Raw genomic sequence first — 21,374 nt, 5'->3', positions numbered from 1 at the left:
GCCGCGACCGCCTGTTCGGCCGACACGAAGTCAGGACTTGTCGAGCTTGCGCGAGTTTCGGTCATTGCGAAAGATCAGCCGGTTTATTGGTTGGACAGGCTTTGAAGACTCGTTGCGGACTTGCACTATGATACGGTGCTCAGGCGACTTCCCGCATACGGGGTCAGCGTTGGCTGCGTCGCCAGTCAGCATGAAGGCTTGGCAGCGACAGCCGCCGAAGTCCTTTTCCTTTTCCTCGCAGGAACGGCATGGCTCAGGCATCCACCTGTCGCCGCGAAAGCGGTTAAAGCCGAACGAGTCGTACCAAATGTGGCGCAAATCGTGAACGCGCACGTTCGGAAACTCGATCGGCAACTGCCGAGCGCTGTGGCACGGCAATGCGGTGCCGTCGGGCGTGACGAGGAGAAAGATAGCGCCCCAACCGGCCATGCATGGCTTAGGGCGTTCCTCGTAGTAATCAGGCGTCACGAAAATGAGCTTGCACGGACTGCCGATCGCCTCCATCTTCGTTCGGTACTCGTTGGTGATGCGCTCAGCCTTTTCGAGCTGAGCGCGTGTGGGCAGCAGTAGCGCACTGTTGAGTTTGGCCCAACCATAGAACTGGCATGTGGCGAGTTCGACGAAATCCGCCTCGAGCGCGATGCACATCTCGATAATGCGGCCGACGTCATCGATGTTGTAACGGTGCATGACGAAGTTCAGCACCATCGGATAACCGTGCGCCTTCACTGCCCGTGCCATCGCGAGCTTATGAGCGTACGCTTTGCCCGAACCCGCGAGCATGTTATTCATATCTTCGTCGCTCGCTTGGAAGCTGATCTGTATGTGATCAAGTCCGGCGTGCTGGAGATCGGCGACCTTCTGCTCGGTCAGGCCGATGCCTGACGTAATCAGGTTCGTGTAGTAGCCGAGCCTGCGCGCCTCACCGATCAATTGCGCGATATCGCTGCGCACAAGTGGTTCGCCGCCCGAAAAGCCAATCTGCGCCGCTCCCATCGCACGCGCCTCGGTCATCACGCGAATCCATTGCTCCGTGGTAAGTTCCTCGCCTTGTCGCGCAAAATCGATGGGATTTGAGCAGTACGGACACTGAAGCGGGCAGCGGTACGTGAGTTCTGCGAGGAGCCAGAGCGGCAGCCCGATCTTGGTTTTATCGGCCGCCCCTGTGGATGCATGCAAGTCGGTGTGCGTGGTGTGATCGTCAGACAAGATCGATCCAGTGCTTGTCGCGCGCGACCAACATGAACTGTTCAACATCCTCGCCAAGCTCCAGCGCGCCGGGATACTGTATGCTCAGATGGTCGATGATGGCGGCTATGCTGCGCGCACCGTCGATTAGTCCACCAATCGCGCCTGCGCTTTCATTCAGCTTGATCATGCCCTCGGGATAGAGCACCACGTAGGCATTCTGGGCGATTTCAAACTGAAAGCGGTAGCCCCGCCGCCAAGCTGGCGTTAATTTGCGGTGAAACGTCACAGTGCAATTCCTTTGTGCCAGGCACGTTTGTCTGTCACCGTATGATAAGGTGGGCGGCCGAGTTCGTAGGCCATCGACATCGCGTCGAGCATGGTCCAGAGAATGTCGAGTTTGAACTGAAGGATTTCGAGCATGCGCTGCTGGCTTTCAAAGGTCGTGTAATGCTGCAGCGTGATTTGCAGGCCGTGCTCGACGTCGCGCCGCGCCTGGCTCAGTCGCGAGCGGAAATATTCGTAGCCGCGTGGATCGATCCACGGGTAGTGCTGGGGCCAGGTGTCGAGGCGCGACTGGTGAATCTGCGGTGCAAACAGTTCCGTGAGCGAACTGCTGGCCGCTTCGTGCCAGTTCGCACGCCGTGCGAAGTTGACATAGGCGTCCACCGCGAAGCGCACGCCGGGCAACACCAGCTCCTGCGCGCGCAACTGGTCGGGATCGAGCCCGACGGCCTTCCCCAGATGGAGCCATGCCTCGATACCGCCATCTTCGCCCGGCGCGCCGTCGTGGTCGAGTAGACGCTGGATCCACAACCGGCGCACTTCGCGGTCGGGACAATTGGCGAGAATCGCCGCGTCTTTCGCAGGAATATTGACCTGATAGTAGAAGCGGTTCGCCACCCACCCTTGGATTTGCTCCCGGGTCGCGCGACCTTCGTACATGGCCACGTGATAAGGATGGTGAATGTGATAGTAAGTGCCTTTCGCGCGCAGGGCCCGTTCGAACTGTTCGGTTGTGAGGGCGGATTTTGTCATGAATCTCTCCTGTGGCTTTGCGACAGAATTGCGGCAGCCTGGTAACACGCCGCACGCGTGTGCAGCAAATATCTATAGCACGATGCTCATGCCGTCGAAAGCGACTTCCACGTTGCGTCGTACGAGTTCCGCGCGCTCGGGCGAGTCTTCGTCAAGAATCGGATTCGTGTTGTTGATGTGCGTGAGAACCTTGCGCACGTGTGGAAACTGATCGAGCACCTCAAGCATGCCACCGGCGCCGATTTGCGCGAGATGTCCCATCTCGCGGCCCGTGCGTGCGCCCACGCCGCAGCCCCGCATTTCGTCGTCGGTCCAGAGCGTGCCATCGATCAGCAGGCAATCGGTACCACGCATGCGGCCGAGCAGGGCGTCGTCCACCTCGCCAAGTCCGGGCGCATAGAACAGCTTGCCGCCTGTGCGCAAGTCCTCGATCACGAGGCCGATGTTGTCGCCCGGATGCGGGTCGTTGCGATGCGGCGAAAACGGCGGGGCCGCACTGCGTAGCGCAAACGGCATGAAGCGCAGGTTGGGGCATACGGGAACGACGAATGCCGTGCCCGAGACGATCGGGTTCCAGCATAGGCCGCCGTTCCAGTGCGAGAGCATTGGAAAGAGCGGAAAACCAGTGCTCAGATCCTCGTGAACGGTGTCAGTGCACCAGACCTCATGTGGGCAGCCTTCACGCAGGCTTAGCAGGCCGGTCGTATGATCGACCTGGCTGTCCATCAGCACGATAGCGCCGATGCCTGTATCGCGCGGCGCGCGGCCCGGCTGCATCGGCGGGAAGCCTGACAGCTGTGCACGGATGTCTGGCGATGCATTGCACAGTACCCATTCCACGCCTTCGTCCGAAATAGCGATCGACGACTGGGTACGCGCAGAGGCGCGTATGCGGCCTTCACGAAAGCCCGCGCAATTCACGCAATTGCAGTTCCATTGAGGAAAGCCGCCGCCTGCCGCGGAGCCGAGAATTTGAATATGCATGCTTGCCCAGAAACTGCGCACTGCGTGAATCAGAGGAAAGCCCCGGCATAGCGGGGCTCTCGCAACCTTCGATGCTACGGATCAACGGTTCGAAATGTACATCGTGACTTCAAAGCCGAGACGCAGATCGGTAAATGCGGGCTTGGTCCACATGGTTGAACTCCTCTAAGTAGATGGAAGGAACGGAAGTACCGTGCAATGCACGAACGACAGACAACAAAAAAGCAAACACGAAGCACATCGTGCAGCCGTTGGACGTGGTCCGGACAACGCTCAGCATGCACAATTCGCCCCGACTCGACAGTACCACATCTAAAAACGCTCGAGTCATATAGTTAGTATTCCTGATACTAAGTTTTTAATTCCCTTTCTTACGGCGTCCGCAGCACGCTTCGTGGGGAAACAGAATCAGATTTCCGCCCGCGCCCAAGAGGGCCGCGGTCGGCGTCGCGCGATCCGGGCGTTGAGAAACCTCGAACGCTGCGGCACCCACTCTCTGCTTCATCACCATCCCGTCGAGCCCGACGCCCATTAGTTCATTACCGTTTACAACGAGATCTGTAATCGAGCTTTTCGTGCCTGTGGTCACGGGCGACCACGTCGTCCCGCCATCGGTGCTTTCGAACAGGCTGCCGAGTGGTCCGCCGACGACGATACGTCCATCCGGCATCGCCACGCCGGCCGACAGAGTGCCTTTGCCGCCTGTCGCCAGATATGTCCAGTTGGCGCCGCTATCTGTCGACTTGAGCACCATCCCCTGCTCCGAGTGAAAACACAGCGCTCCTTGGCGATCCGCAAAAATGTGATACAGATTGCGATCCGCACGAGTGCTGCCTGGCGGTTTCGGCACGGTCACCTTTGTCCACGTCGCCCCCCGTCATGCGTTGCGAGCATCAGCGACCACAGGCCCACCGTGATCCCGTCCTTCTCGTTCGTGAAGTGCACCGGAAACAGCGGCTGGCCCACCGAAATGTCCATGCGCTGCTTCTGCCAGGTCTCACCGCCGTCGCTAGTCGCGAGAATCACGCCCCACTGCCCCACTGCCCAACTGCGCAGCCATGCTGCGCGTCAACAAACGTGACGGCGGACACGGAATTGCCTCAAATCACCCACAGATTCCGCCGACGATCCTTTGTTTTGATGCCACCTTGGCACTTTCTCTACGAGAATGCCGGTCGCACTTTTTCGTGAAGAAGGCGGAGTTGACCCGCCGCATCCGGGATACCATCCACATCGAAGCCGGTCATGTTCTTGACGCTGCTGGCATCAATAATGTCGATGCAGATGTGGTTATAGCCTTCCTCCTCTACCACGCGCAATTGATTGACCACTTCGTCCGGCGTTCCGGTGGCGAGAATCTGCGAATCCGCGATATCGTTCGGGGTCATCTCGATCGCGGCCTTGACGTCGCCGCGGTGGAACGCCTCCCGGATCGGAATAAGCCGCTGGGGGTCGATGCCATGTTTTATCGCGGCCTCGTCGCCGAGGGCGGGAAGATAGAATGCGCCGATTTTGCGCGCGGCATTTCTCGCTGCGTCGCCGTCGGTTCCGATGGTGCCAATGATGCCTGCACCGAGACTCAGACTTTTCCAGTCGCGGCCGGCATTCGCGGCGCCGATCTTGAAGTGGTCGGCGGCGTAGCGCAGCGCTTCGCGGGAATAGAGAATGCCGGTCATCAGCCCATGTGAGATCTCGGCAGCGACTTCGAAGGTCTTGGGACCCTTAATACCGCCCATCGTCAGCGGAATTTGATCTTGAATCTTGTGAGCTGAAGTCGAGATCCCGGTGTACTTATAGTATTTCCCCTCGAACGTAATTTCCGAAGTATCCAGAAACTGGCGAAGCACTTTCTGGGCCTCGCGAAGCCTACCGATCGGCTTGAGTTGCTCCATATCGACACCGAATTGCTTCAGCATCGGCACGCTGCCGATCGAATAGAGGGCTTCGGCGCGCCCATTCGACACCATGTCGACAGTGAGCAACCGCTGCGCCAGATAGACAGGATCCTGCACCACGACATTGGTGACAGCCACGAGCCGTATATTTTTTGTCCGGACGGCAGCTTGAGCCATCACGTTCCAAATATCGTAATGATAGATCTCATCGTTGAAGTAATAGGCGTGAAAGCCTAGCTGATCAGCTAGTTCGATCAGTTCGAGTTGCTTTTCGATAGGATGCGAACCTGGCAGTTGTACGCTCCAGAGCATGGGAGTCTCCTGTTTCGTCAGAACGTTTGAATGTGAACGCCCGGGGTTACTTTTTTTGCTGTGCTTGCTGTGCTTGCTGTGCTTGCTGTGCTTGCTGTGCTTGCTGTGCTTCGTAGCCGTTCCATGCCTGATCAGTGAGATAGGCTTGAAGGGCTATGATGTCCTTATCGGTGATGTTTTTGAATGCAGGCATTCCGGCCTGCTTGAAGGCGCCGTCGAAAATGAGGCGCATGGCTCCGTACGTGTCGCGGCTTGAGGCGCGCAGATCGGGGATGTCACGCCCTGCCTGCATCGCATAGACGCCATGGCAAAGATCACAGGTATTGGCCTGAAACACTTGCTTGCCCAGCGCGACCAGATCTGCGGGTTGGCGTGGCCTCCACGGCTTGGGTAGGACGACAGCTCCATATCCCTCCTTGGGAATGACCTTCGCCGTACCTCCGAGGCGGAAGGCGAGTAGACGGGGGGGGCCTTCCGAATTCGGCGTAGTGTTGAAAGCACCCGCCGAGTGAGTCTGAGCCGAGGCGCCGTTATCACCGCTGGCAACGAAAATATATTCGACACCGTCGATCATCGCGGTCGACGGCGCGCCCATGATTGCGCCGTCGCCTTGGAACGACCAGAGCTTGCGACCCGTTGCGGAGTCGAGGGCCTCGAAGGCACCTTCGGTGGTTCCCTCGAATACCAGGTCGCCGGCGGTTGCGAGAACGCCACCATTGTGACTCGAGGTCCTGGAGACGCGCCATTTCTCCTTTTGCGTGAGCGGATCCCAAGCAAGCAGGAAACCTTCGGCCTTGACCTTCGCATCCTTGCGGAACGGGTAATACCAATCGAGGCTACCGTCCTTTGTATATAGCGTAGCCATGTTTCTGGCGGGAATATAAACCAGTCGAGTGCGTGGATCGTAGCCCAAGGGCTCCCAGGTATGGGCGCCATTGGTCCCAGGGACCTGGAGCGTATCCTGACCGGGGCGGTTCCACCATTCGGCGTCGGGATTGGGAGTCGGGCGACCGGTCTCCGGGTCGATCCCTTTGGTCCAGTTCTGCGCGGCAATCTGGCCGGCTGAAATGAATTTTCCGGTTTTTGCATCAAGCACGTAGAAGAAGCCATTCTTCGGTGCCTGCATCACGACGCGCGTCATCGTTCCGTTGATCGGCAACTCAGCGATCTGAATCGTCGCTACCGCCGAAAGCTCCCATGCGTCATGAGGCACGGTGGTGTAATGCCATACATATTTTCCGGTCCGCGCATCTAACGCGACGATCGCGCTAGAGAACAATTCGTCACCGGCATTCTTACCGCGCTGGAGAGGGTTGTAAGGAAGTGGGCCGTTGGTTCCAAAATACAACAGCCCCAACTTGGGATCGTAGGTAAAGCCATTCCACGCTTGCGCGCCGCCTGTCGAGGACGGCCAGTAGTCCTTACCCCAAGTTTTGGCCTCCATCTTCACGGTGTCGTTTTCCGGCTTGGTTGGATCGCCCGGGCGTGCGTAGAAACGCCATAGGAATTTTCCGGTCTTTGCGTCGAAGGCGTTAACAGTCCCCCGCGAAGTATTGAGGTCCGCATTGGCATTGCCGATGAAAACCATGCCGCCGCCGACTTGCGGCGGTCCCGCGATGCCATACGGCTGGGTTGGGTCGCAGGCCTCGGCCATCCAGATTTGCTTGCCGGTGATCCGATCGATTGCGAACAGGCGGCAGTCACCGGCGGCCACGTAAATACGGTCAGCATCGCCGGCTAGGCCGCGATTATGGTGCATCGCCCAGTATGCGACGAAAGACAGCGGCAGGTTGTAGCGGGTTTTCGCATGGAATTGCCACAGCAATTTACCGGTGCGGGCATCGTTGGCATACACGGCTCCGCCCGGCCCGCTCTGATAGACAATGCCACCGATGATGAGGGGAGTGCCGACCAGACCCGAGGGAGAGGGAATGTCGGCGGACCAAGCAAGTCCAAGTTGGGAGACAGTTTGGTGGTTGATCTGTGTTTGCGCCGTGTAATGCCAGCTTTCCGGGTTCCCATCGGCAAACGGCCAGTCCTCATTTTGCGTCGATTTCGAATCGGGAGAAGTCAGGGCCCAAAGCGCGCCAGAACTCACACTCAGGAGGACTGTCAGCGCCAAGAGAGAAACCTTTAGTAAGTGCTTCGGTCGAACAGATGTCATTAGGAATCCAAGTGAATGTTCTAATGTTGCTGAACAATGAAGCCACAGCATTGTTTGAAAAACACGTATGGTCGATGCATATCGAACATCTTGGGAACGCCCGCTTTGTATATGCGCGCGCAGTGTTTTTATTTGAAATGGCCGGTAATGGTGATCCCGGCGCCGTCGATGTTGTAGGTTTTGTTCAGGAAAATCAGAACCGATGTCAAGGCTTCGGCCGCCGCCGAGTTGGCTAGGGCACCCGCGTGAATCCCGCGAAGCCCCATAGTTTCGGCGAGTTCGACCGCCTTCTCTCTAGCAGCCTTATCGTCCCCGAAGACTAGGACATCGCAGCCGACGTCGATGTCTTGAGCAAGCTTATGGGCGGCCACATTGTGGAACGCGGAAACGACGGTCACATCGTCGCCAAGCAACGTGGCTGCACGTACGGCGGCGCTGCCTTCCGGCGGGAGCTGTGCGCGCATCACCTTGGGAGGGACAAGCGGAACAGTCGTGTCGATTACGATCTTGCCACGCACATGTGCCTTGATTTCCTCCAACATCGACGACTGTGCAGCGAAGGGCACGGTCACGAGAACCACATCGGCGGCGGCAGCAGCATCAGCATTCGTCATCCCTTTGAGGCCGTGGCCGAGTTCGGCAGCTTTTGCTTGCGCTGCCTCGGCTGTGCGGGAGCCGATAGTGACATCCCGTCCTCCTCGGGCCAAGCGCCAAGCAATCGCCGCGCCAAGATGGCCGGTGCCACCCACAATCGCAACCTTTTCAGGGGACGTCATTTTCTAATCCTTTCTATTGGAACCTGCTGTGCGATCAGTGTCAGCGGATCGAGGGCGCGGTTTCGTCCGTTTACTTACCGGTGTATTAGGCGGGTCATGTGTTTAGGCGCGGTCTAACGCGCCATCATGCTCGATGATTTGATAGAAGGTCGTTCGCTGCGCAGCCGGTCGCGCGATCTTTGCCGCAATGGCTTCCATATCATCGGGTGCCAGCATCTGGCCGTTCTGGCCGCCCGCGGCGCGGGTGATAGATTCGTCCATCAGCACGCCGCCCATATCGTTGGCGCCGGCATTCAGAATCGCAGCGGCCCCTGCCGCTCCCATCTTCACCCAGCTCACCTGGATGTTGTGGATGGATAAGCCCAAGACGATTCGACTGATGGCGTGCATCAACACGGCCTCGCGATAGCTCGGGCCGGATCGCGCCTGACCTTTCCGTGCCATTGGAGATTCCATATGAACGAAGGGCAGCGGCACGAATTCGGTGAATCCGCCGGTTTCTTCCTGCAAGGAGCGGATGAGCTCGAGATGCCTGGCCCAGTGCGCGTAAGTGTCGACATGGCCGAACATGATTGTTGCTGTGGAGCGTAGGCCGACAGCATGGGCCGTACGCATCACCTCGAGCCATTCCTCCGCGCTGAGCTTGTCCGGGCAGATTTTCGCGCGAACATCCGGATGGAGAATTTCGGCCGCCGTTCCGGGGAGAGAGGCAAGACCAGCGTCTTTCAGGCGGCCGAGATAATCGCGGAGACTTAGGCCCAGTGTCTGGGCGCCGTGCGTCACTTCCAGGGGTGAGAACGCATGAATGTGGATGCTGGGTGCTGCCTTGCGGATCGCAGCCAGGATGTCCAGATAGGTCTGGCCGGTGAAATCCGGGTGGATGCCGCCCTGACAGCAAACCTCGGTAGCGCCGCGATCCACAGCTTCGGCCGCTCGTCGGGCAATTTCCTCCAGGTCCAGTCGGTAGGCCGGTCCTCGCAATGCGCGCGTGCTGCCTTTGGCGAAGGCGCAAAACCCGCACTTATAAAGGCACATATTGGTGTAGTTAATATTGCGGTTGACCACGAATGTGATCGTTTCTCCGACATCACGTTGTCTCAAGCGGTCGGCCAAACTCACCAGCGCTTGCAAGTCGTCACCGTCAGCCTCGAAAAGTACCGCGATTTCGGCTTCGTCCAATCGTTGCCCGCCCATGGCTTTCATGATGATTGGCTGAAGTGCTGGCGTACCTGCACCCGCAGGCAGCTCCGGTAGTGCGTCACCTCGCCCGGGAGCCCAGCCATCGGTGATCGGAAGACCCCTTGCATCTATGGCTCGAAGAACGCGAGGCCTGACAGCAGGATCGGTCCACTTATCGGCGTTGCGGGCATAGGCCGGGCCAATGGCGAGACGTTGGATAAGGGATCGCCCGGCGACGGTAGTGGCTTGCTCGAGAATTTCAAGATGCGGCCAGGGCGCCTCAGGATTCACATGGTCCGGAGTGACCGGCGAAACACCTCCCCAGTCATTGACACCAGCGCGAAGTAGCGCAGCCAATTCTTCGCGGCGACGCAGATTCGGAGGTGCCTGGATCGACATCTCCGCGCCCAAGATCAGTCGCGCGGCGGCTATCGTCCAGAGATGCTCATCGAGGGAGGGCTCCGGACGACCGGCCATGACCGTACCAGGTTTGGCCCGGAAGTTCTGAATGATGACTTCCTGAATATGGCCGTATTGCGCATGCAGGGCCCGAATTGCGAGCAATGATTCGATTCGCTCGAGCCGTGTTTCACCGATGCCGATCAGTAGCCCGGTAGTGAACGGAACGGAGGCTTTGCCAGCCTCGGCGATTGACGCAATTCTTCGTGCCGGTTCCTTGTCTGGACTGCCGTAATGTGGTCCGCCTTTGAGGCAGAGGCGTTCGGACGCGCTTTCCAGCATGATGCCCATGGAAGCGGAATGCGGTCGCAGTGCCCGATAGTCCTCTGCACCCATAAGGCCGGGATTGAGGTGGGGAAGCAGCCCGGTTTCAATCATCACCAGCCGCGCCACTTCGGCGAGGTAAGACAGGGTCGTCGGATGGCCGAGTTCATCCAGTTCCGCGCGGGCGGCGGGATAGCGGGCCTCTGGATTGTCACCAAGTGTGAACAGGGCCTCGCGGCAGCCCGTCTCGACGCCAGCCCTGGCAATCTGAAGGATTTCGTCGCGGCTTAGATAGGCACGACGCGCTTTGCCCGGCGTTTCAGCGAAGGTGCAATAGTGGCAGACGTCTCGACACAGCTTCGTCAGAGGAATGAAAACCTTGCGCGAATAAGTGACGCGGGCGCCATGACCCGCGAGCGTCAAAGATTCCGCAGCGTCGAACAGCTCGAGGCGCGGTCTTTGGTTCAACTGTCGGGCGATGGCTTGCGGGTCGTCAAAACTTGACAGGATCATAAACTACACCTTATCAAACTACTTGGGCATTGCGGTTTGGTGGGTGCGGGTTGACGTCTCGGTCGCAGAAAAGCCAACTCTTGCCATGAATTCGACATTTTCAAAATATGCTAAATTATTGTGAATTCTCGTCACATATGAAAATGCGAAACCTCACTTGCATTGCCGGTGAATCAACGGCGCGCGCTGATTAGGCACAATCAATCCTGATCGGTGGGTCGGGGCCGATTCTGCGGTAATGTTTGGTTGGGGAGACGGGGGCTTCAAAGGAATGATTCAAATCTTACCGCTGACTGGGATCAGCGAAGTACTGCCTGGGGATGAACTCATCGCTCTGTTGCGCGAGGCACTTCAACGTCAAGCCGTGGACATCCGCGAGGATGATATTCTGGTGGTGACCCAGAAGATCGTATCGAAAGCCGAGGGCAGATTTGTCGATCTCGGGACGGTGACACCATGCGCGGAAGCGGTCCGGCTCGCGGAGACAACGCAAAAAGATCCGCGTCTGGTTCAGGTGGTATTGGATGAATCTGAAAGCATTGTCCGGGCGGCACCCGGGGTGCTGATCGCGAGGCATCGCTTGGGGCATGTCATGGCAAATGCGGGTGTCGACCAGTCCAATGTAGGTCCCGAGAAGAGCGAGTATGCGCTGTTGCTGCCGATAAATCCGGACGGGACGGCAGCCCGATTGAGTTCCGCGCTAGGCATCCCAGTTGTCATTTCTGATAGTTTCGGCCGCCCGTGGAGAGTTGGGGTCACTTCGGTTGCGATTGGCGCTGCGGGTTTGCCGGCGCTGCAGGACAGGCGCGGCGAAGTCGATCGCGATGGTCGTGTGCTGAAGGTGACGCAGGTTGCCGTCGGCGACCTACTTGCCACGGCTGCCAGTCTCGCGACCGGTGAGGGCGCGGAGGGCATTCCCGCCGCGCTTGTGAGGGGTTGCCGTTTCGTGGGCGAAGCGCGACCTGCCGCGCACCTGGTACGCCCTGCTGATCAGGATCTATTCCGATGAGCCGCGCCGGTCGCAGGATCACATGCATCACAGGTGGTGTCGGTGGCGCCAAGCTGGTGTTGGGGCTTCAGCAGGTGCTGCCGCCTGGAAACATCACCGCGATTGTAAATACGGGCGATGATTTCCGTCATTTGGGATTCTGGGTTTCGCCGGACATCGATACCCTGCTTTACACGCTTTCCGGTAAATCCAATGTTGCGCAGGGTTGGGGGCGAGAGGGCGAGAGCTGGGCATTTATGGCGGCGCTACGGGAGTTGGGTGGAGAGGACTGGTTTCAACTGGGCGATGGCGATCTCGCACTTCATGTATTGCGGAGTTTGGCGCTTGCAAGCGGGAAGACACTGTCTGCCGTCACGGGAGGCTTTGCGCGACGCTGGGGCATTGGCGTGACCGTTTTGCCAATGAGCGATGACTCGATCGCCACGGTGGTCAATACGGAGGAGGGAGAACTGCCATTCCAGCGCTATTTTGTCGAACGTCGTTGTGAACCGCGGGTAAGCGCGATCCGTTTCGATGGTGCATCACGTGCAAGCCCGGCTCCCGGCGTGGTGGAGGCAATCCGGGGCGCGGACATGGTGTTGATCGCGCCATCGAACCCGTTTCTCAGCGTCGATCCGATCTTGGCGATCCCCGCCATTCGCACAGCGCTCGAAGGGAGGTCAGCGCCAGTTGTCGCGGTGTCTCCATTGGTGGGCGGTCGGGCTGTGAAAGGACCGACGGCGAAGCTGATGGAAGAGCTGGGTATCTCCGTCCACAATGACAGCATCGCAGCGCACTACGAAGGACTTGTCGACGGATTGCTGATCGATTCCGGCGATGGGTGCAACGATGAAGCGATCAGAATCGCGCGAACATCGACTCTGATGAATAGCATGGCAGACAAGGCCAGGGTGGCACGGGCTGCGATGCAATTAGCCGAGGAACTCGCGACATGATAGCCTGGACCGCTGTTATGCCATTCAAGGCGGGAGCGGATCGCAAGACGCGTCTGGCTCAGTTGCTTTCCCCGGCTGAACGTTTGGCACTTAGCGACGAGTTGGCGGCTCATGTGACGCATTGCCTCGGCGCGGTACAGGCCGTCACACAGCGACTGATCCTTTCCCCTGTTGAAATCGAAGGCTACGACGCTGTATGGGCGAAAGACGAGGGGCGCGGACTAAACAAGGAGCTTGATGTTCTGTGGGCGACGAAGCCGACTTGCCCCCTGCTTGTCGTGCACGGGGACCTCCCTTTCCTGACCGCCAAGGATGTGATCGCGCTCATCGAGGCCGCGGAACTGCAGGGATCCGCCATTGCCCCTGACAGGCATCGCACAGGTACTAATGCGCTGGCGCTTATGTCGCGCAAAGACTTTGCGTTCGCATTCGGGCCAGATAGCTTTCGGCGCCATATGGAGGCCTTAGGTAATAACGCTGCGGTTATTGTGAGCGATGGCTTGGGCTTCGATCTCGATACGCCTGATGACTTCCACGATGCCAGGTTACACATGAATATCGCGACGTATGGGTCTCGACCGTGATGGCGTGATTTTTCCTTTCGGTGTTTGCTGGTCGCGCCCCGAAATTTGCCAATTCCGTTTGCAGGGACTATTTCCGAGAGTCAAGATGGGTTGATGTTGGTCAATGCGATCAGCCAATGTGTCGTGTAAACACTGCCGGCGGCGCCGTTGATTGCCGACGGCAGTAGACTGTTTCATGACTTCGCATGCTGTTAAGATTGTCGGCTGACACCCCAAACCCGGTACTCATGCTGCGCGGCTCGACCTTGCGTTGAGATCGAGCAGTCCCTCACGTTTCAAAGTCTCTTGTTTTCGCAGCGTAGGTGAATTTTACCTGTGTGATTCACCGACATCGTTTCAACCAAAATGGGGCGATGGACCGCGAAATTGCTGCGCGATTGCGTTGGGTGCGCATGTATCAAGAAACGGGCAACGCCGGTCTTGTATGCGCGCGGTGTGGCGTCTGGCGACCGACACTGCGCAAGTGGTTACGCCGGTACCGGGATGCTGGAGAAGAAGGTCTCCGCTCTCAAAGTCGCCGCCCTCTCCACAGCCCGAACCGGAAAGTCTCTGAGGCTGATCGCGCAACGATTCTTCGGCTGCGTGCTGAGCACAAGGGGCACGTCGGTTCCAGAACGAGTTGCGGCTGCACGAGCAAAGAGAACTGTCCCTCGCGGCTATTCACAAGATTCTGTGCGAAGCCTCTGTGAAGCCGCTGGTTCGTTCCAGGAGGCCGGCACAGCCGAGACGCTATAGCCGTCCGGTTCCGGGGGATCGGGTCCAGATGGACACGATGAACATCGCCCGAGGCGTCTATCAGTACACGGCAATCGACGACTGCTCGCGCTTCCGTGTACTGGCTGTTTACCCGCGCAGAAATGCCCGTAATACGCTGCGCGTTCTCAAATCTGAAGTGCAACACCTTGACTCGTATAAGGTGTTGCGATGGAAAAACGATACCAACAGCTCCAGACTGATCGGGGCGGCGAGTTCTTTGCCGAAACAGTGCAGCCGCGCGTGACGAGCGAGTGCACAACTTTCGACCGATCCCGCCCCGCTTGCCCCAGCTCAATGGCAAGATCGAGCGTTCACAACTCACCGACCTGAACGAGTTTTGGTTTCACCATGCACCGACCGAGAATGAGATCGGCTAGCGAATTGAGGAATGGCAGTTTGATTACAACTGGCGTCGCCCGCACGGTTCACTCGGCGGCAAAGCTCCCATTGATCGCGTTGCCGAGTTGGGCGAAATCACACCCATCGCGGAGGAGTGGAAAGCGCCTACGACAAACTGAAAGAGCGAATCCGGCACCGCGAATGGCGAGTTGACAAGATGCTTGACGAACGTCAACGGCGCATGTCAGAGCTCGTAGGTGCTACCGGAGCTACGAGCTCTGACATGCCAAGGAAACGGTCCTCAAAGAAGTGAAACGATGTCTGCGAATCGCATGTTTTACCGCACGTTTTTCGATCGTGAATACAAACGAACAAGCCAGTTCGAACGAAGCGACTGCGCCATTGCCGCTCCATCAATCGGAGATCTTGCTTCGAAAGCATCCGAGCGCGAGCCACTTCACCATCCGCCGCAGATTCCGTGTGGTTGCCTCCAACTGGAACTCATCATGTGCACCTGTTGGTCCACTGAAGTCATCAGTGATCAAATTTCAGGATGCGTCTGAGATGAGTGACCAGCATGTTCACCGTCTTCCCCTCGCGGCGAGATTGCTTTTAGTCAGGCGTTGTTGCGATGCGTCTGGCCGCGTGGCGAGGCAATCTTCATGGATGTTGCGAGTGACGTGGGGCATTGGCGTGTTTGGACAGCAACGTTTCTTTGTTGAGCAGTTCCTACAGTCGAATTGACATGCCTGGTAGACGATCGTTTCAGCCTTCGTGATGTGTGTATGGCGATCTATAAACGTAAGCGGCTCGGCAGGGCCGGTCCGCGATTCGCGCGCGCGTGGGGCATGATGTGAGAGCGTGGGTAGGTCCGGCGTAGACCACGTGAAGATCGTTCCATGATCGTGGCCACGATCTATCTGGATCTACCCGGTCAAACGGTGGACGTGAGCGGAGCGGCCAGCTTCAGTTTGTCGGCCACGTTCCAGGGAAGCAGTTCGTCGATGCGGTTGACCTTGTGGTCCGCAATATGAGTGAGCACGTATTCGAGGTAGGCACGTGGGTTGACTTCGTTGAGTTTACACGTACCGATGAGACTGTACATCGCCGCCGCGCGCTCACCGCCGCTGTCGGAGCCAACGAACAAATAGTTTTTCCTGCCCAACGCTACACAACGCAGGGCATTTTCTGCGAGTACATTGCTGATCTCGGCGCGTCCGTCCTCGCAATAGAACGTGAGCGCCGCCCAGTGGTTCAGCGAGTAGTTGATCGCGCCCGTAAGCGTAGACTTCTTCGACAGCGTCGCAAGCTTGGCCCTAATCGTCGATTCGAACGTGTTGAGCAGAAACTTGCTCTTCTCCTGCCGCACACGCAACCGCTCATCGGGAGGTTTGCCGCGAATGTCGGCTTCGATGCTGTAGAGCTCGCCGATCATCTGGAGCAGGTTCTGGGTATCCGGAGTCGGCGTACGCTCGTGAACGTCGTATATATACCTCCTCGCGTGATCCCAGCATGCCGCTTCGAAGACGTCGCCGCTTGCGTACAGCTGATCGAAGCCGGCGTAGGCATCCGCCTGCAGGATTCCCTTGAAGTTGGCGAGGTGCGTTTGCGGATGAACACCCTTGCGGTCCGACGAGTACGAGAACCAGACTGCCGCAGGCTCCGTCGAGCCAGAGCGTCGATCGTCGCGCACATAGACCCAGAATCGGCCGGTTGTCGTCTTCTGGTTGCCCGGTGTGAGGACGGGAACCGTCGTGTCGTCGCCATGGAGCTTACCGGCAGCCAGCACGTAGCGCTGGATTGCTTCGACCAGCACCATGCAGAGTTCGACGATCTGGCCGACCCAGCGGCCCATGCTGGCGCGATCAAGCGTCACGCCGTCGCGCGCCGCGATCTCCGACTGGCGATACAGGGGTTGGTGATCCGCGAACTTCGATACTGCGATATCGGCCAGCAGGCTTGGATGTGCGATGCTGCGCTCGATCGGCAGGCCCGGCATCGGCAGTTGTTCGATATGCCTACAGCCGGGGCAAAGCAATTTGCGCCGGATCGTGCGGATCACCTTGAATGCGGCGGCTACGCGCGCGAGCTGTTCGGAGACGTCCTCGCCCAGCGGCTGCATGGTCGTCGCGCACCTGGGGCAGAGCGGATCAGGCTCGAGTACGATCTCCTCGCGCGGCAGGTGCGGCGGGAGCGGCTCTCGCGAAGGCGATTTGCTGGCCGGCGCATTCGGTGTCCTGTCGCGCTGGTTACGCGCCTCGGCAGCACCCCGGCCGGCCGTCAGGTCCTCCAGCTGCGCCTCGAGCTTGTCGATCTGCTTCGCGAGTTGCTCGGACTTGCGCCCGAAGTGCATCCGCCTGAGCTTGTCGATCTGCGCCTTCAGGCGCTCGATCTCGTCATCTCGCGCGGCGAGTTCCTCCACCATCTTCGCAATCGATGCCTGGTGCTCAAGCAGCGATGCCTGTTGCGCGAGCACCATGGCACGGAGCTCGGCGACAGTATCGGGAAGCGGCGCCTGATCGGACATGCGTCGCAGTTTACGAGCCTTCCTCGCGGTTTACAACATCGAGAGTGCGGCGGTGCGTCGTGGCTGTCGCCAGTCGATTCCCTCGAGCAACATCGACAACTGTGCGCTCGTCAGATGGATCTTGCCGCCATCGGCCTGTGGCCAGATGAAACGCCCTCGCTCCAACCGTTTCGCGAGAAGCCAGAGCCCGTCCTCAGTAGCCCAAAGCACCTTCACGAGATCGCCGCGGTGCCCGCGGAAGATGAAGACGTTACCGCCCAGCGGATTCTCCTCAAGCGCCGTGTGTACCTTGGCAGCAAGTCCCTGGAAGCCGCAGCGCATGTCCGTAATGCCCGCAACAAGCCAGATACGCGTACCCGTTGGCAGAGAAATCACGAGCGCAAACTCCCCAACACCGTCCGAAGCATCTCAGCGTCGACAATGCCGTCGACCTTGACTACTGCCCGGCCAATCCGAACCTCGATTGAACCAGCCGGCCTCACGACCTCAGACTCTGCCAGCGCAGGAGGTTCATTGACCGATGACACGTCGTTCACGATCGCCACTGGAACGAGTTGCACCGCCTCGGCTTGCTGTTCCGCCAGATACCGGCGCCGCCACGTGTACACGAGGTTCGCGTTCAAGCCGTTCTCACGGGCCAACCTGGCGACTGACACCCCTGATTCACAAGCTGCCATCGCCAGGCGACGGCGGAATTCGGGACTATGGTTCGGGCGGCCTTTACGGCTGCCAGGCCTCTGAGTTGGCTCTGACAAAATGGTGTCCACCACTTCGAAAATGATGGACATCACTTTGATGCAGATTCTAGCGCCCGTCTACGACGGCCATCGCGAGCCGCTTACCTATAAACTCACGACGATCCTGCTTAGCACGTGCCTATCAGGGCAACGATATTCGTTCGCGTCTCCCCCACTCGAACTCGCTGATGGACAATGTGCCGTTCTTGCGCCGGGGATTGCTCCAGATTGGAACGTAAGGTGCAATGTGCCACCCGACCGTCCAGGCGAGCATTACTGTTGAGCGCCATAGCCCCACTGATGCAGCACCAGTCCATGGATTCAGCACCGGGAATGCCATCTGCAGCACTCGCGTCGCCTTTGATGATTATTGCATCCATCGCGAATCCTCCGCCCGCTGCTCCTCCCTGTGACATGCACAGTCCAGTGCCATCTCGAACGTATGATGCAGCACACTACTACTGAGAAAACGACCGTGACGGTTATCGGAGGATGTCGCTTGTTTGGGAGCAGCGCCGTTAAGGCTCTCGCGGTAGAACCATCGATATGCGGGGTGCAGATGCACCTCCTCGCATAGCCTGCGCTCAAAACGGGTACCGGATCATTAGCCCACGATCAGCATGCGGATCATGTGTTCTGGTCGATCGATAACCGCCCCATCAGGTTGTCGAAAGGAGGGAAATGTCGACGTTGATCGGGCAAATCGAGGAGTTGGTCGATGCGTCTTACCGGGCGCTCGCGGGAGGCGTAATTGTCGAGATTGAATGAGTAGAAGCGTTTGTCCTTCCCGTTGCTCAGGCCGATCATGCCCATGCTTTGCTGCGGACCGATGTCTTCCTGGATAACTAACGATTCAAATGTCGGCCGACTTTTCTTAGCACAATGCGCGATCAGCATACACTGGCCGCCTCTGGCCTCAGCACGGTCCCGTGCGTGGACGCAGCCGGCCCGCTAACGACGCCTGTCGTTTGGATACTCAAATGCGAGTGAATCATTCGCGCCAATTACTCGGTCGGTCACGGGGCCCTACGACGTCAATCCGGTCTCACAAATGTTTTTTCGAAAATCTTAAAAGTGCGTTTTTCGCACAGAGTGGTGCAAAGTAATCGTTTGAGATAGGGACTGTATACGAATAAATTATCGTCATGGTTACTATCTCGAACGTATGAAATGAGTCGTCAGAACAATTCATCGTCGTTTCAATGGGACGATCCCCGGTGATCTCGTTTCACTGGGCGAACAAGAGCGGGTGGTGCCCGAGTCGGCAGGCGTACTACCGAGGACGTCTTGCGCTACAGATGCTAGACGCATTCCGGGCGGAGCAGACCGACCCGATGATCTTTCGCACGATGGGTGAGCTCGGCAGGTTTCATCTGACGGCTCCGAAAACGTACGGCCCAAAGGAACTCAACTACGTCAAATGCGGACTTGTCGCCCGCCAGGTTGAGCGCGTCGATTCAGGATATCGTTCGACAATGAGCGGTCAGTCATCGCGCATCATGGAGCCGATCAACGAATTCGGTAGCGACGCACTCAAACAGAAATATTTGCCATGCCTCACGAAGGGCGAGCGGATACCGTACTGGCGATTTTGGAGGTGCTGAGTCGCGATTTCAACGATCCGAAGTACCGGCCGGCACCACTGCTCAGGGAACTCGTCGACGCAGAACACCTCGGCCGAAAATCCGGCGCGGCTTCTATTCATACTGAACGCCGAAACCCCTCAAGCGCAAGGCTAAGAGCCTGTCGTACAGTTTCCTCATCTCATTGTAGAGGCAATACAACATGAAAGTCCTAGTCGCTGTCAAGCGGGTGGTTGATTACAACGTGAAGGTTCGCGTGAAGGCGGACAACTCGGGCGTCGATATTGCAAACGTGAAGTTGTCGATGAATCCGTTTGACGAGATTGCAGTGGAAGAGGCCGTACGCCTGAAGGAGGCAGGTCTGGCGACCGAAGTGATTGCTGTATCGGCGGGTGTCCCGCAGTGCCAGGAAACGCTGCGCACCGCATTGGCGATTGGTGCGGATCGTGCGATCCTGATTGAATCGGATGAGGAACTGCAGCCGCTGGCGGTTGCGAAATTGCTCAAGGCAGTTGTCGATAGGGAGCAACCTTCGCTTGTGATCCTAGGCAAGCAGGCTATCGATGACGACTCTAATCAGACCGGTCAGATGCTGGCTGCGCTAGCAGATTTGCCGCAGGCGACGTTTGCTGCGAAGTTGGCGATTGTTGATGGAAGGGCCGCCGTGTCGCGTGAAGTAGATGGTGGCGCTGAAACGATATCGTTGAAGCTCCCAGCGGTAGTGACTGCCGATTTGCGCTTGAATGAACCGCGCTACGTGACATTGCCCAGCATCATGAAGGCCAAGAAGAAGCCACTTGACTCGGTGAAGCCTGAGGAGCTAGGCGTCGATATCGCACCGCGGCTGAAGACGCTGAAAGTTAGCGAGCCGCCGAAGCGTGCAGGTGGCGTGAAGGTCGAGGACGTCAAAGCGCTGGTTGAAAAACTCAGGACAGAAGCCAAGGTGCTTTGATCCATTCGAACACAATTGAAGTGGAGATAGATGATATGACGATCCTGGTGATTGCCGAACACGACAATGCGGCCTTAAAGGCTTCAACTCTGAATACTATTGGTGCCGCATCGATAATTGCGACATTCACGAATCAACCGATCCACGTACTCGTCGCCGGTTACGGAGCGCAGGAAGTGGCGGAAATGGTGGCTGGAGTAGCGGGAGTATCTAAGGTATGGCTCGCCGACGCTCCACAACTTGCCGAAGGACTTGCAGAAAACATCGAGGCGACCGTACTGAATATTGCAAAGGACTATTCGTACATCCTAGCGCCTGCTACTGCATATGGCCGAAACATTGCACCACGTATTGCCGCGAAGCTGGATGTCGCACAGGTTAGTGAGGTTACGGCTGTCAATTCGGCTGACACGTTCGAGCGCCCGATCTACGCGGGCAACGCCATTGCAACCGTGCAGGCGACTGATCCTGTCAAGGTGCTCACGGTCCGGGCGACGGGATTTAATCCCGCCGTCGCACATGGCGGTTGTGCCACAGTCGACAGAATCGAGGCAGCAGTGGACACTGGAAACTCGCAGTTCGTGAGCCGTGAAGTGACGAAGCTGGACCGTCCGGAGCTGACCTCGGCGAATATTATCGTCTCGGGCGGTAGAGGGTTGGGCAGCGGCGAAAATTACGCGGCGGTACTCGAGCCACTCTCAGATAAGCTGGGTGCAGCATTGGGCGCTTCGCGAGCAGCCGTCGACGCGGGGTACGTCCCTAATAATTACCAGGTTGGCCAGACTGGTAAGATCGTTGCACCAGAACTGTACATTGCCATCGGCATCTCTGGCGCGATCCAGCATCTTGCGGGAATGAAGGACTCGAAAGTGATCGTGGCCATCAACAAGGATGAAGAGGCGCCGATTTTCAGTGTCGCCGATTTCGGCCTTGTCGGCGACCTATTCACCGAGGTACCGGAACTTATTCGGTCTCTATGAGAGACACATCGTGTCGTCGGTGAATCGGTCGGTGCCGGCCGTGGACATGTCGAATCTCGGTAGGTTTCGGTCAATTTGATGTTCCTGCCGATCGCTATAGGCGTGTTGAAGATGGTCCGTGGGAAGCGTCCATCCTGCGCGAGTTTCAACCAGGAATAGCAACTTGGATGTCATTCGTTTTTGTCTAAAACAAAAGCGGT

Annotated in this window: 18 protein-coding genes and 4 pseudogenes; 8 read left to right on the top strand and 14 right to left on the bottom strand. The window is 58.1% G+C overall.

Annotated elements, in window-relative coordinates; all coding sequences use genetic code 11:
- Window positions 1-30 precede the first annotated feature (30 nt).
- From pqqE to cofH, 10 genes and pseudogenes are all read right to left on the bottom strand, one after another.
- Complete coding sequence (gene pqqE, locus BJG93_RS35630; RefSeq protein WP_051374102.1) at window positions 31-1,257, bottom strand: pyrroloquinoline quinone biosynthesis protein PqqE; 1,227 nt, start codon at window positions 1,255-1,257, stop codon at window positions 31-33.
- Window positions 1,202-1,477 carry a pyrroloquinoline quinone biosynthesis peptide chaperone PqqD gene (gene pqqD, locus BJG93_RS35625; protein ID WP_027193637.1) on the bottom strand — a complete coding sequence of 92 codons (276 nt, stop codon included), beginning with the start codon at window positions 1,475-1,477 and terminating at the stop codon, window positions 1,202-1,204. Before pqqD ends, pqqE begins: the two co-directional genes overlap by 56 nt.
- Window positions 1,474-2,226, bottom strand: coding sequence for a pyrroloquinoline-quinone synthase PqqC (pqqC, locus tag BJG93_RS35620; protein ID WP_027193638.1), 753 nt, complete (start codon window positions 2,224-2,226; stop codon window positions 1,474-1,476). The genes pqqD and pqqC overlap by 4 nt, the downstream gene beginning before the upstream one ends.
- 72 nt (window positions 2,227-2,298) lie before the next feature.
- A complete protein-coding gene (pqqB, locus tag BJG93_RS35615) occupies window positions 2,299-3,210 on the bottom strand; it encodes a pyrroloquinoline quinone biosynthesis protein PqqB (protein ID WP_027193639.1) in 912 nt (303 codons plus the stop codon).
- Window positions 3,211-3,291: 81 nt separating this feature from the next.
- Window positions 3,292-3,363, bottom strand: coding sequence for a pyrroloquinoline quinone precursor peptide PqqA (pqqA, locus tag BJG93_RS35610; RefSeq protein WP_082194460.1), 72 nt, complete (start codon window positions 3,361-3,363; stop codon window positions 3,292-3,294).
- Between the two features lie 205 nt (window positions 3,364-3,568).
- Window positions 3,569-4,304 (bottom strand): annotated as a pseudogene (locus BJG93_RS36325) (YCF48-related protein); the annotation flags it as partial.
- 66 nt (window positions 4,305-4,370) lie between these two features.
- Window positions 4,371-5,417, bottom strand: coding sequence for an LLM class flavin-dependent oxidoreductase (locus BJG93_RS35595; protein ID WP_027193640.1), 1,047 nt, complete (start codon window positions 5,415-5,417; stop codon window positions 4,371-4,373).
- Between the two features lie 46 nt (window positions 5,418-5,463).
- Window positions 5,464-7,539: an outer membrane protein assembly factor BamB family protein gene (locus BJG93_RS35590; protein ID WP_051374103.1), complete on the bottom strand. Its 2,076-nt coding sequence runs from the start codon at window positions 7,537-7,539 to the stop codon at window positions 5,464-5,466.
- A 170-nt stretch (window positions 7,540-7,709) separates the two neighbouring features.
- Window positions 7,710-8,357: an NADPH-dependent F420 reductase gene (gene npdG, locus BJG93_RS35585; RefSeq protein WP_027193641.1), complete on the bottom strand. Its 648-nt coding sequence runs from the start codon at window positions 8,355-8,357 to the stop codon at window positions 7,710-7,712.
- A gap of 102 nt (window positions 8,358-8,459) precedes the next feature.
- A complete protein-coding gene (gene cofH, locus BJG93_RS35580; RefSeq protein ID WP_051374104.1) occupies window positions 8,460-10,772 on the bottom strand; it encodes a 5-amino-6-(D-ribitylamino)uracil--L-tyrosine 4-hydroxyphenyl transferase CofH in 2,313 nt (770 codons plus the stop codon).
- A gap of 271 nt (window positions 10,773-11,043) precedes the next feature.
- Between cofH and cofE the strand changes: the two genes are divergently transcribed.
- The 4 genes and pseudogenes from cofE (at window position 11,044) to BJG93_RS35560 (ending at window position 14,708) form a co-directional block, all read left to right on the top strand.
- Window positions 11,044-11,781, top strand: coding sequence for a coenzyme F420-0:L-glutamate ligase (cofE, locus tag BJG93_RS35575; protein ID WP_027193642.1), 738 nt, complete (start codon window positions 11,044-11,046; stop codon window positions 11,779-11,781).
- Entirely contained in the window at window positions 11,778-12,716 is a 939-nt protein-coding gene (gene cofD / locus BJG93_RS35570; RefSeq protein WP_027193643.1) for a 2-phospho-L-lactate transferase, read from the top strand. Before cofE ends, cofD begins: the two co-directional genes overlap by 4 nt.
- Window positions 12,713-13,300: a 2-phospho-L-lactate guanylyltransferase gene (gene cofC, locus BJG93_RS35565; RefSeq protein WP_051374105.1), complete on the top strand. Its 588-nt coding sequence runs from the start codon at window positions 12,713-12,715 to the stop codon at window positions 13,298-13,300. Before cofD ends, cofC begins: the two co-directional genes overlap by 4 nt.
- Before the next feature lie 353 nt (window positions 13,301-13,653).
- A pseudogene (locus BJG93_RS35560) lies at window positions 13,654-14,708 on the top strand (integrase core domain-containing protein).
- Between the two features lie 621 nt (window positions 14,709-15,329).
- Here the strand turns inward: BJG93_RS35560 and tnpC are convergent.
- The 4 genes from tnpC to BJG93_RS35540 all read right to left on the bottom strand — a co-directional run bounded on the left by tnpC (window position 15,330) and on the right by BJG93_RS35540 (window position 18,556).
- A complete protein-coding gene (gene tnpC / locus BJG93_RS35555) occupies window positions 15,330-16,922 on the bottom strand; it encodes an IS66 family transposase (protein WP_027193631.1) in 1,593 nt (530 codons plus the stop codon).
- 30 nt (window positions 16,923-16,952) lie between these two features.
- On the bottom strand, window positions 16,953-17,297 hold the full coding sequence (gene tnpB / locus BJG93_RS35550) for an IS66 family insertion sequence element accessory protein TnpB (protein ID WP_027193630.1): 345 nt from the start codon (window positions 17,295-17,297) through the stop codon (window positions 16,953-16,955).
- A complete protein-coding gene (gene tnpA, locus BJG93_RS35545; protein WP_034476873.1) occupies window positions 17,294-17,710 on the bottom strand; it encodes an IS66-like element accessory protein TnpA in 417 nt (138 codons plus the stop codon). Before tnpA ends, tnpB begins: the two co-directional genes overlap by 4 nt.
- A gap of 576 nt (window positions 17,711-18,286) precedes the next feature.
- Window positions 18,287-18,556, bottom strand: a complete 270-nt coding sequence (locus tag BJG93_RS35540; protein ID WP_027193645.1) for a hypothetical protein — start codon at window positions 18,554-18,556, stop codon at window positions 18,287-18,289.
- Between the two features lie 273 nt (window positions 18,557-18,829).
- Between BJG93_RS35540 and BJG93_RS36320 the strand changes: the two are divergent.
- The 4 genes and pseudogenes from BJG93_RS36320 to BJG93_RS35520 all read left to right on the top strand — a co-directional run.
- Window positions 18,830-19,236: pseudogene (locus BJG93_RS36320) on the top strand (acyl-CoA dehydrogenase family protein); the annotation flags it as partial.
- Window positions 19,233-19,369: pseudogene (locus tag BJG93_RS35530) on the top strand (3-hydroxyacyl-CoA dehydrogenase family protein); the annotation flags it as partial. The pseudogenes BJG93_RS36320 and BJG93_RS35530, both read left to right, overlap by 4 nt.
- Window positions 19,370-19,444: 75 nt before the next feature.
- Window positions 19,445-20,194 (top strand): electron transfer flavoprotein subunit beta/FixA family protein, encoded by a 750-nt coding sequence (locus BJG93_RS35525; protein ID WP_027193647.1) that lies wholly within the window; start codon window positions 19,445-19,447, stop codon window positions 20,192-20,194.
- Between the two features lie 35 nt (window positions 20,195-20,229).
- A complete protein-coding gene (locus tag BJG93_RS35520) occupies window positions 20,230-21,174 on the top strand; it encodes an electron transfer flavoprotein subunit alpha/FixB family protein (RefSeq protein ID WP_027193648.1) in 945 nt (314 codons plus the stop codon).
- Window positions 21,175-21,374: the final 200 nt, after the last annotated feature.

The organism is Paraburkholderia sprentiae WSM5005 (assembly GCF_001865575.2).
Taxonomy (GTDB): domain Bacteria; phylum Pseudomonadota; class Gammaproteobacteria; order Burkholderiales; family Burkholderiaceae; genus Paraburkholderia; species Paraburkholderia sprentiae.
The sequence above is the reverse complement of the archived record's forward strand: the minus strand, read 5'-3'. Positions and strand labels throughout refer to the sequence as shown.

Bases quoted from the DNA above. Each gene is read 5' to 3' on its own strand.
- pqqE (WP_051374102.1), bottom strand. From the start codon at position 1,257: ATGTTGAACAGTTCATGTTGGTCGCGCGCGACAAGCACTGGATCGATC.
- pqqC (WP_027193638.1), bottom strand. From the start codon at position 2,226: ATGACAAAATCCGCCCTCACAACCGAACAGTTCGAACGGGCCCTGCGC.
- pqqB (WP_027193639.1), bottom strand. From the start codon at position 3,210: ATGCATATTCAAATTCTCGGCTCCGCGGCAGGCGGCGGCTTTCCTCAA.
- BJG93_RS35595 (WP_027193640.1), bottom strand. From the start codon at position 5,417: ATGCTCTGGAGCGTACAACTGCCAGGTTCGCATCCTATCGAAAAGCAA.
- npdG (WP_027193641.1), bottom strand. From the start codon at position 8,357: ATGACGTCCCCTGAAAAGGTTGCGATTGTGGGTGGCACCGGCCATCTT.
- cofH (WP_051374104.1), bottom strand. From the start codon at position 10,772: ATGATCCTGTCAAGTTTTGACGACCCGCAAGCCATCGCCCGACAGTTG.
- cofE (WP_027193642.1), top strand. From the start codon at position 11,044: ATGATTCAAATCTTACCGCTGACTGGGATCAGCGAAGTACTGCCTGGG.
- cofD (WP_027193643.1), top strand. From the start codon at position 11,778: ATGAGCCGCGCCGGTCGCAGGATCACATGCATCACAGGTGGTGTCGGT.
- cofC (WP_051374105.1), top strand. From the start codon at position 12,713: ATGATAGCCTGGACCGCTGTTATGCCATTCAAGGCGGGAGCGGATCGC.
- tnpC (WP_027193631.1), bottom strand. From the start codon at position 16,922: ATGTCCGATCAGGCGCCGCTTCCCGATACTGTCGCCGAGCTCCGTGCC.
- tnpA (WP_034476873.1), bottom strand. From the start codon at position 17,710: ATGTCCATCATTTTCGAAGTGGTGGACACCATTTTGTCAGAGCCAACT.
- BJG93_RS35540 (WP_027193645.1), bottom strand. From the start codon at position 18,556: ATGCTGATCGCGCATTGTGCTAAGAAAAGTCGGCCGACATTTGAATCG.
- BJG93_RS35525 (WP_027193647.1), top strand. From the start codon at position 19,445: ATGAAAGTCCTAGTCGCTGTCAAGCGGGTGGTTGATTACAACGTGAAG.
- BJG93_RS35520 (WP_027193648.1), top strand. From the start codon at position 20,230: ATGACGATCCTGGTGATTGCCGAACACGACAATGCGGCCTTAAAGGCT.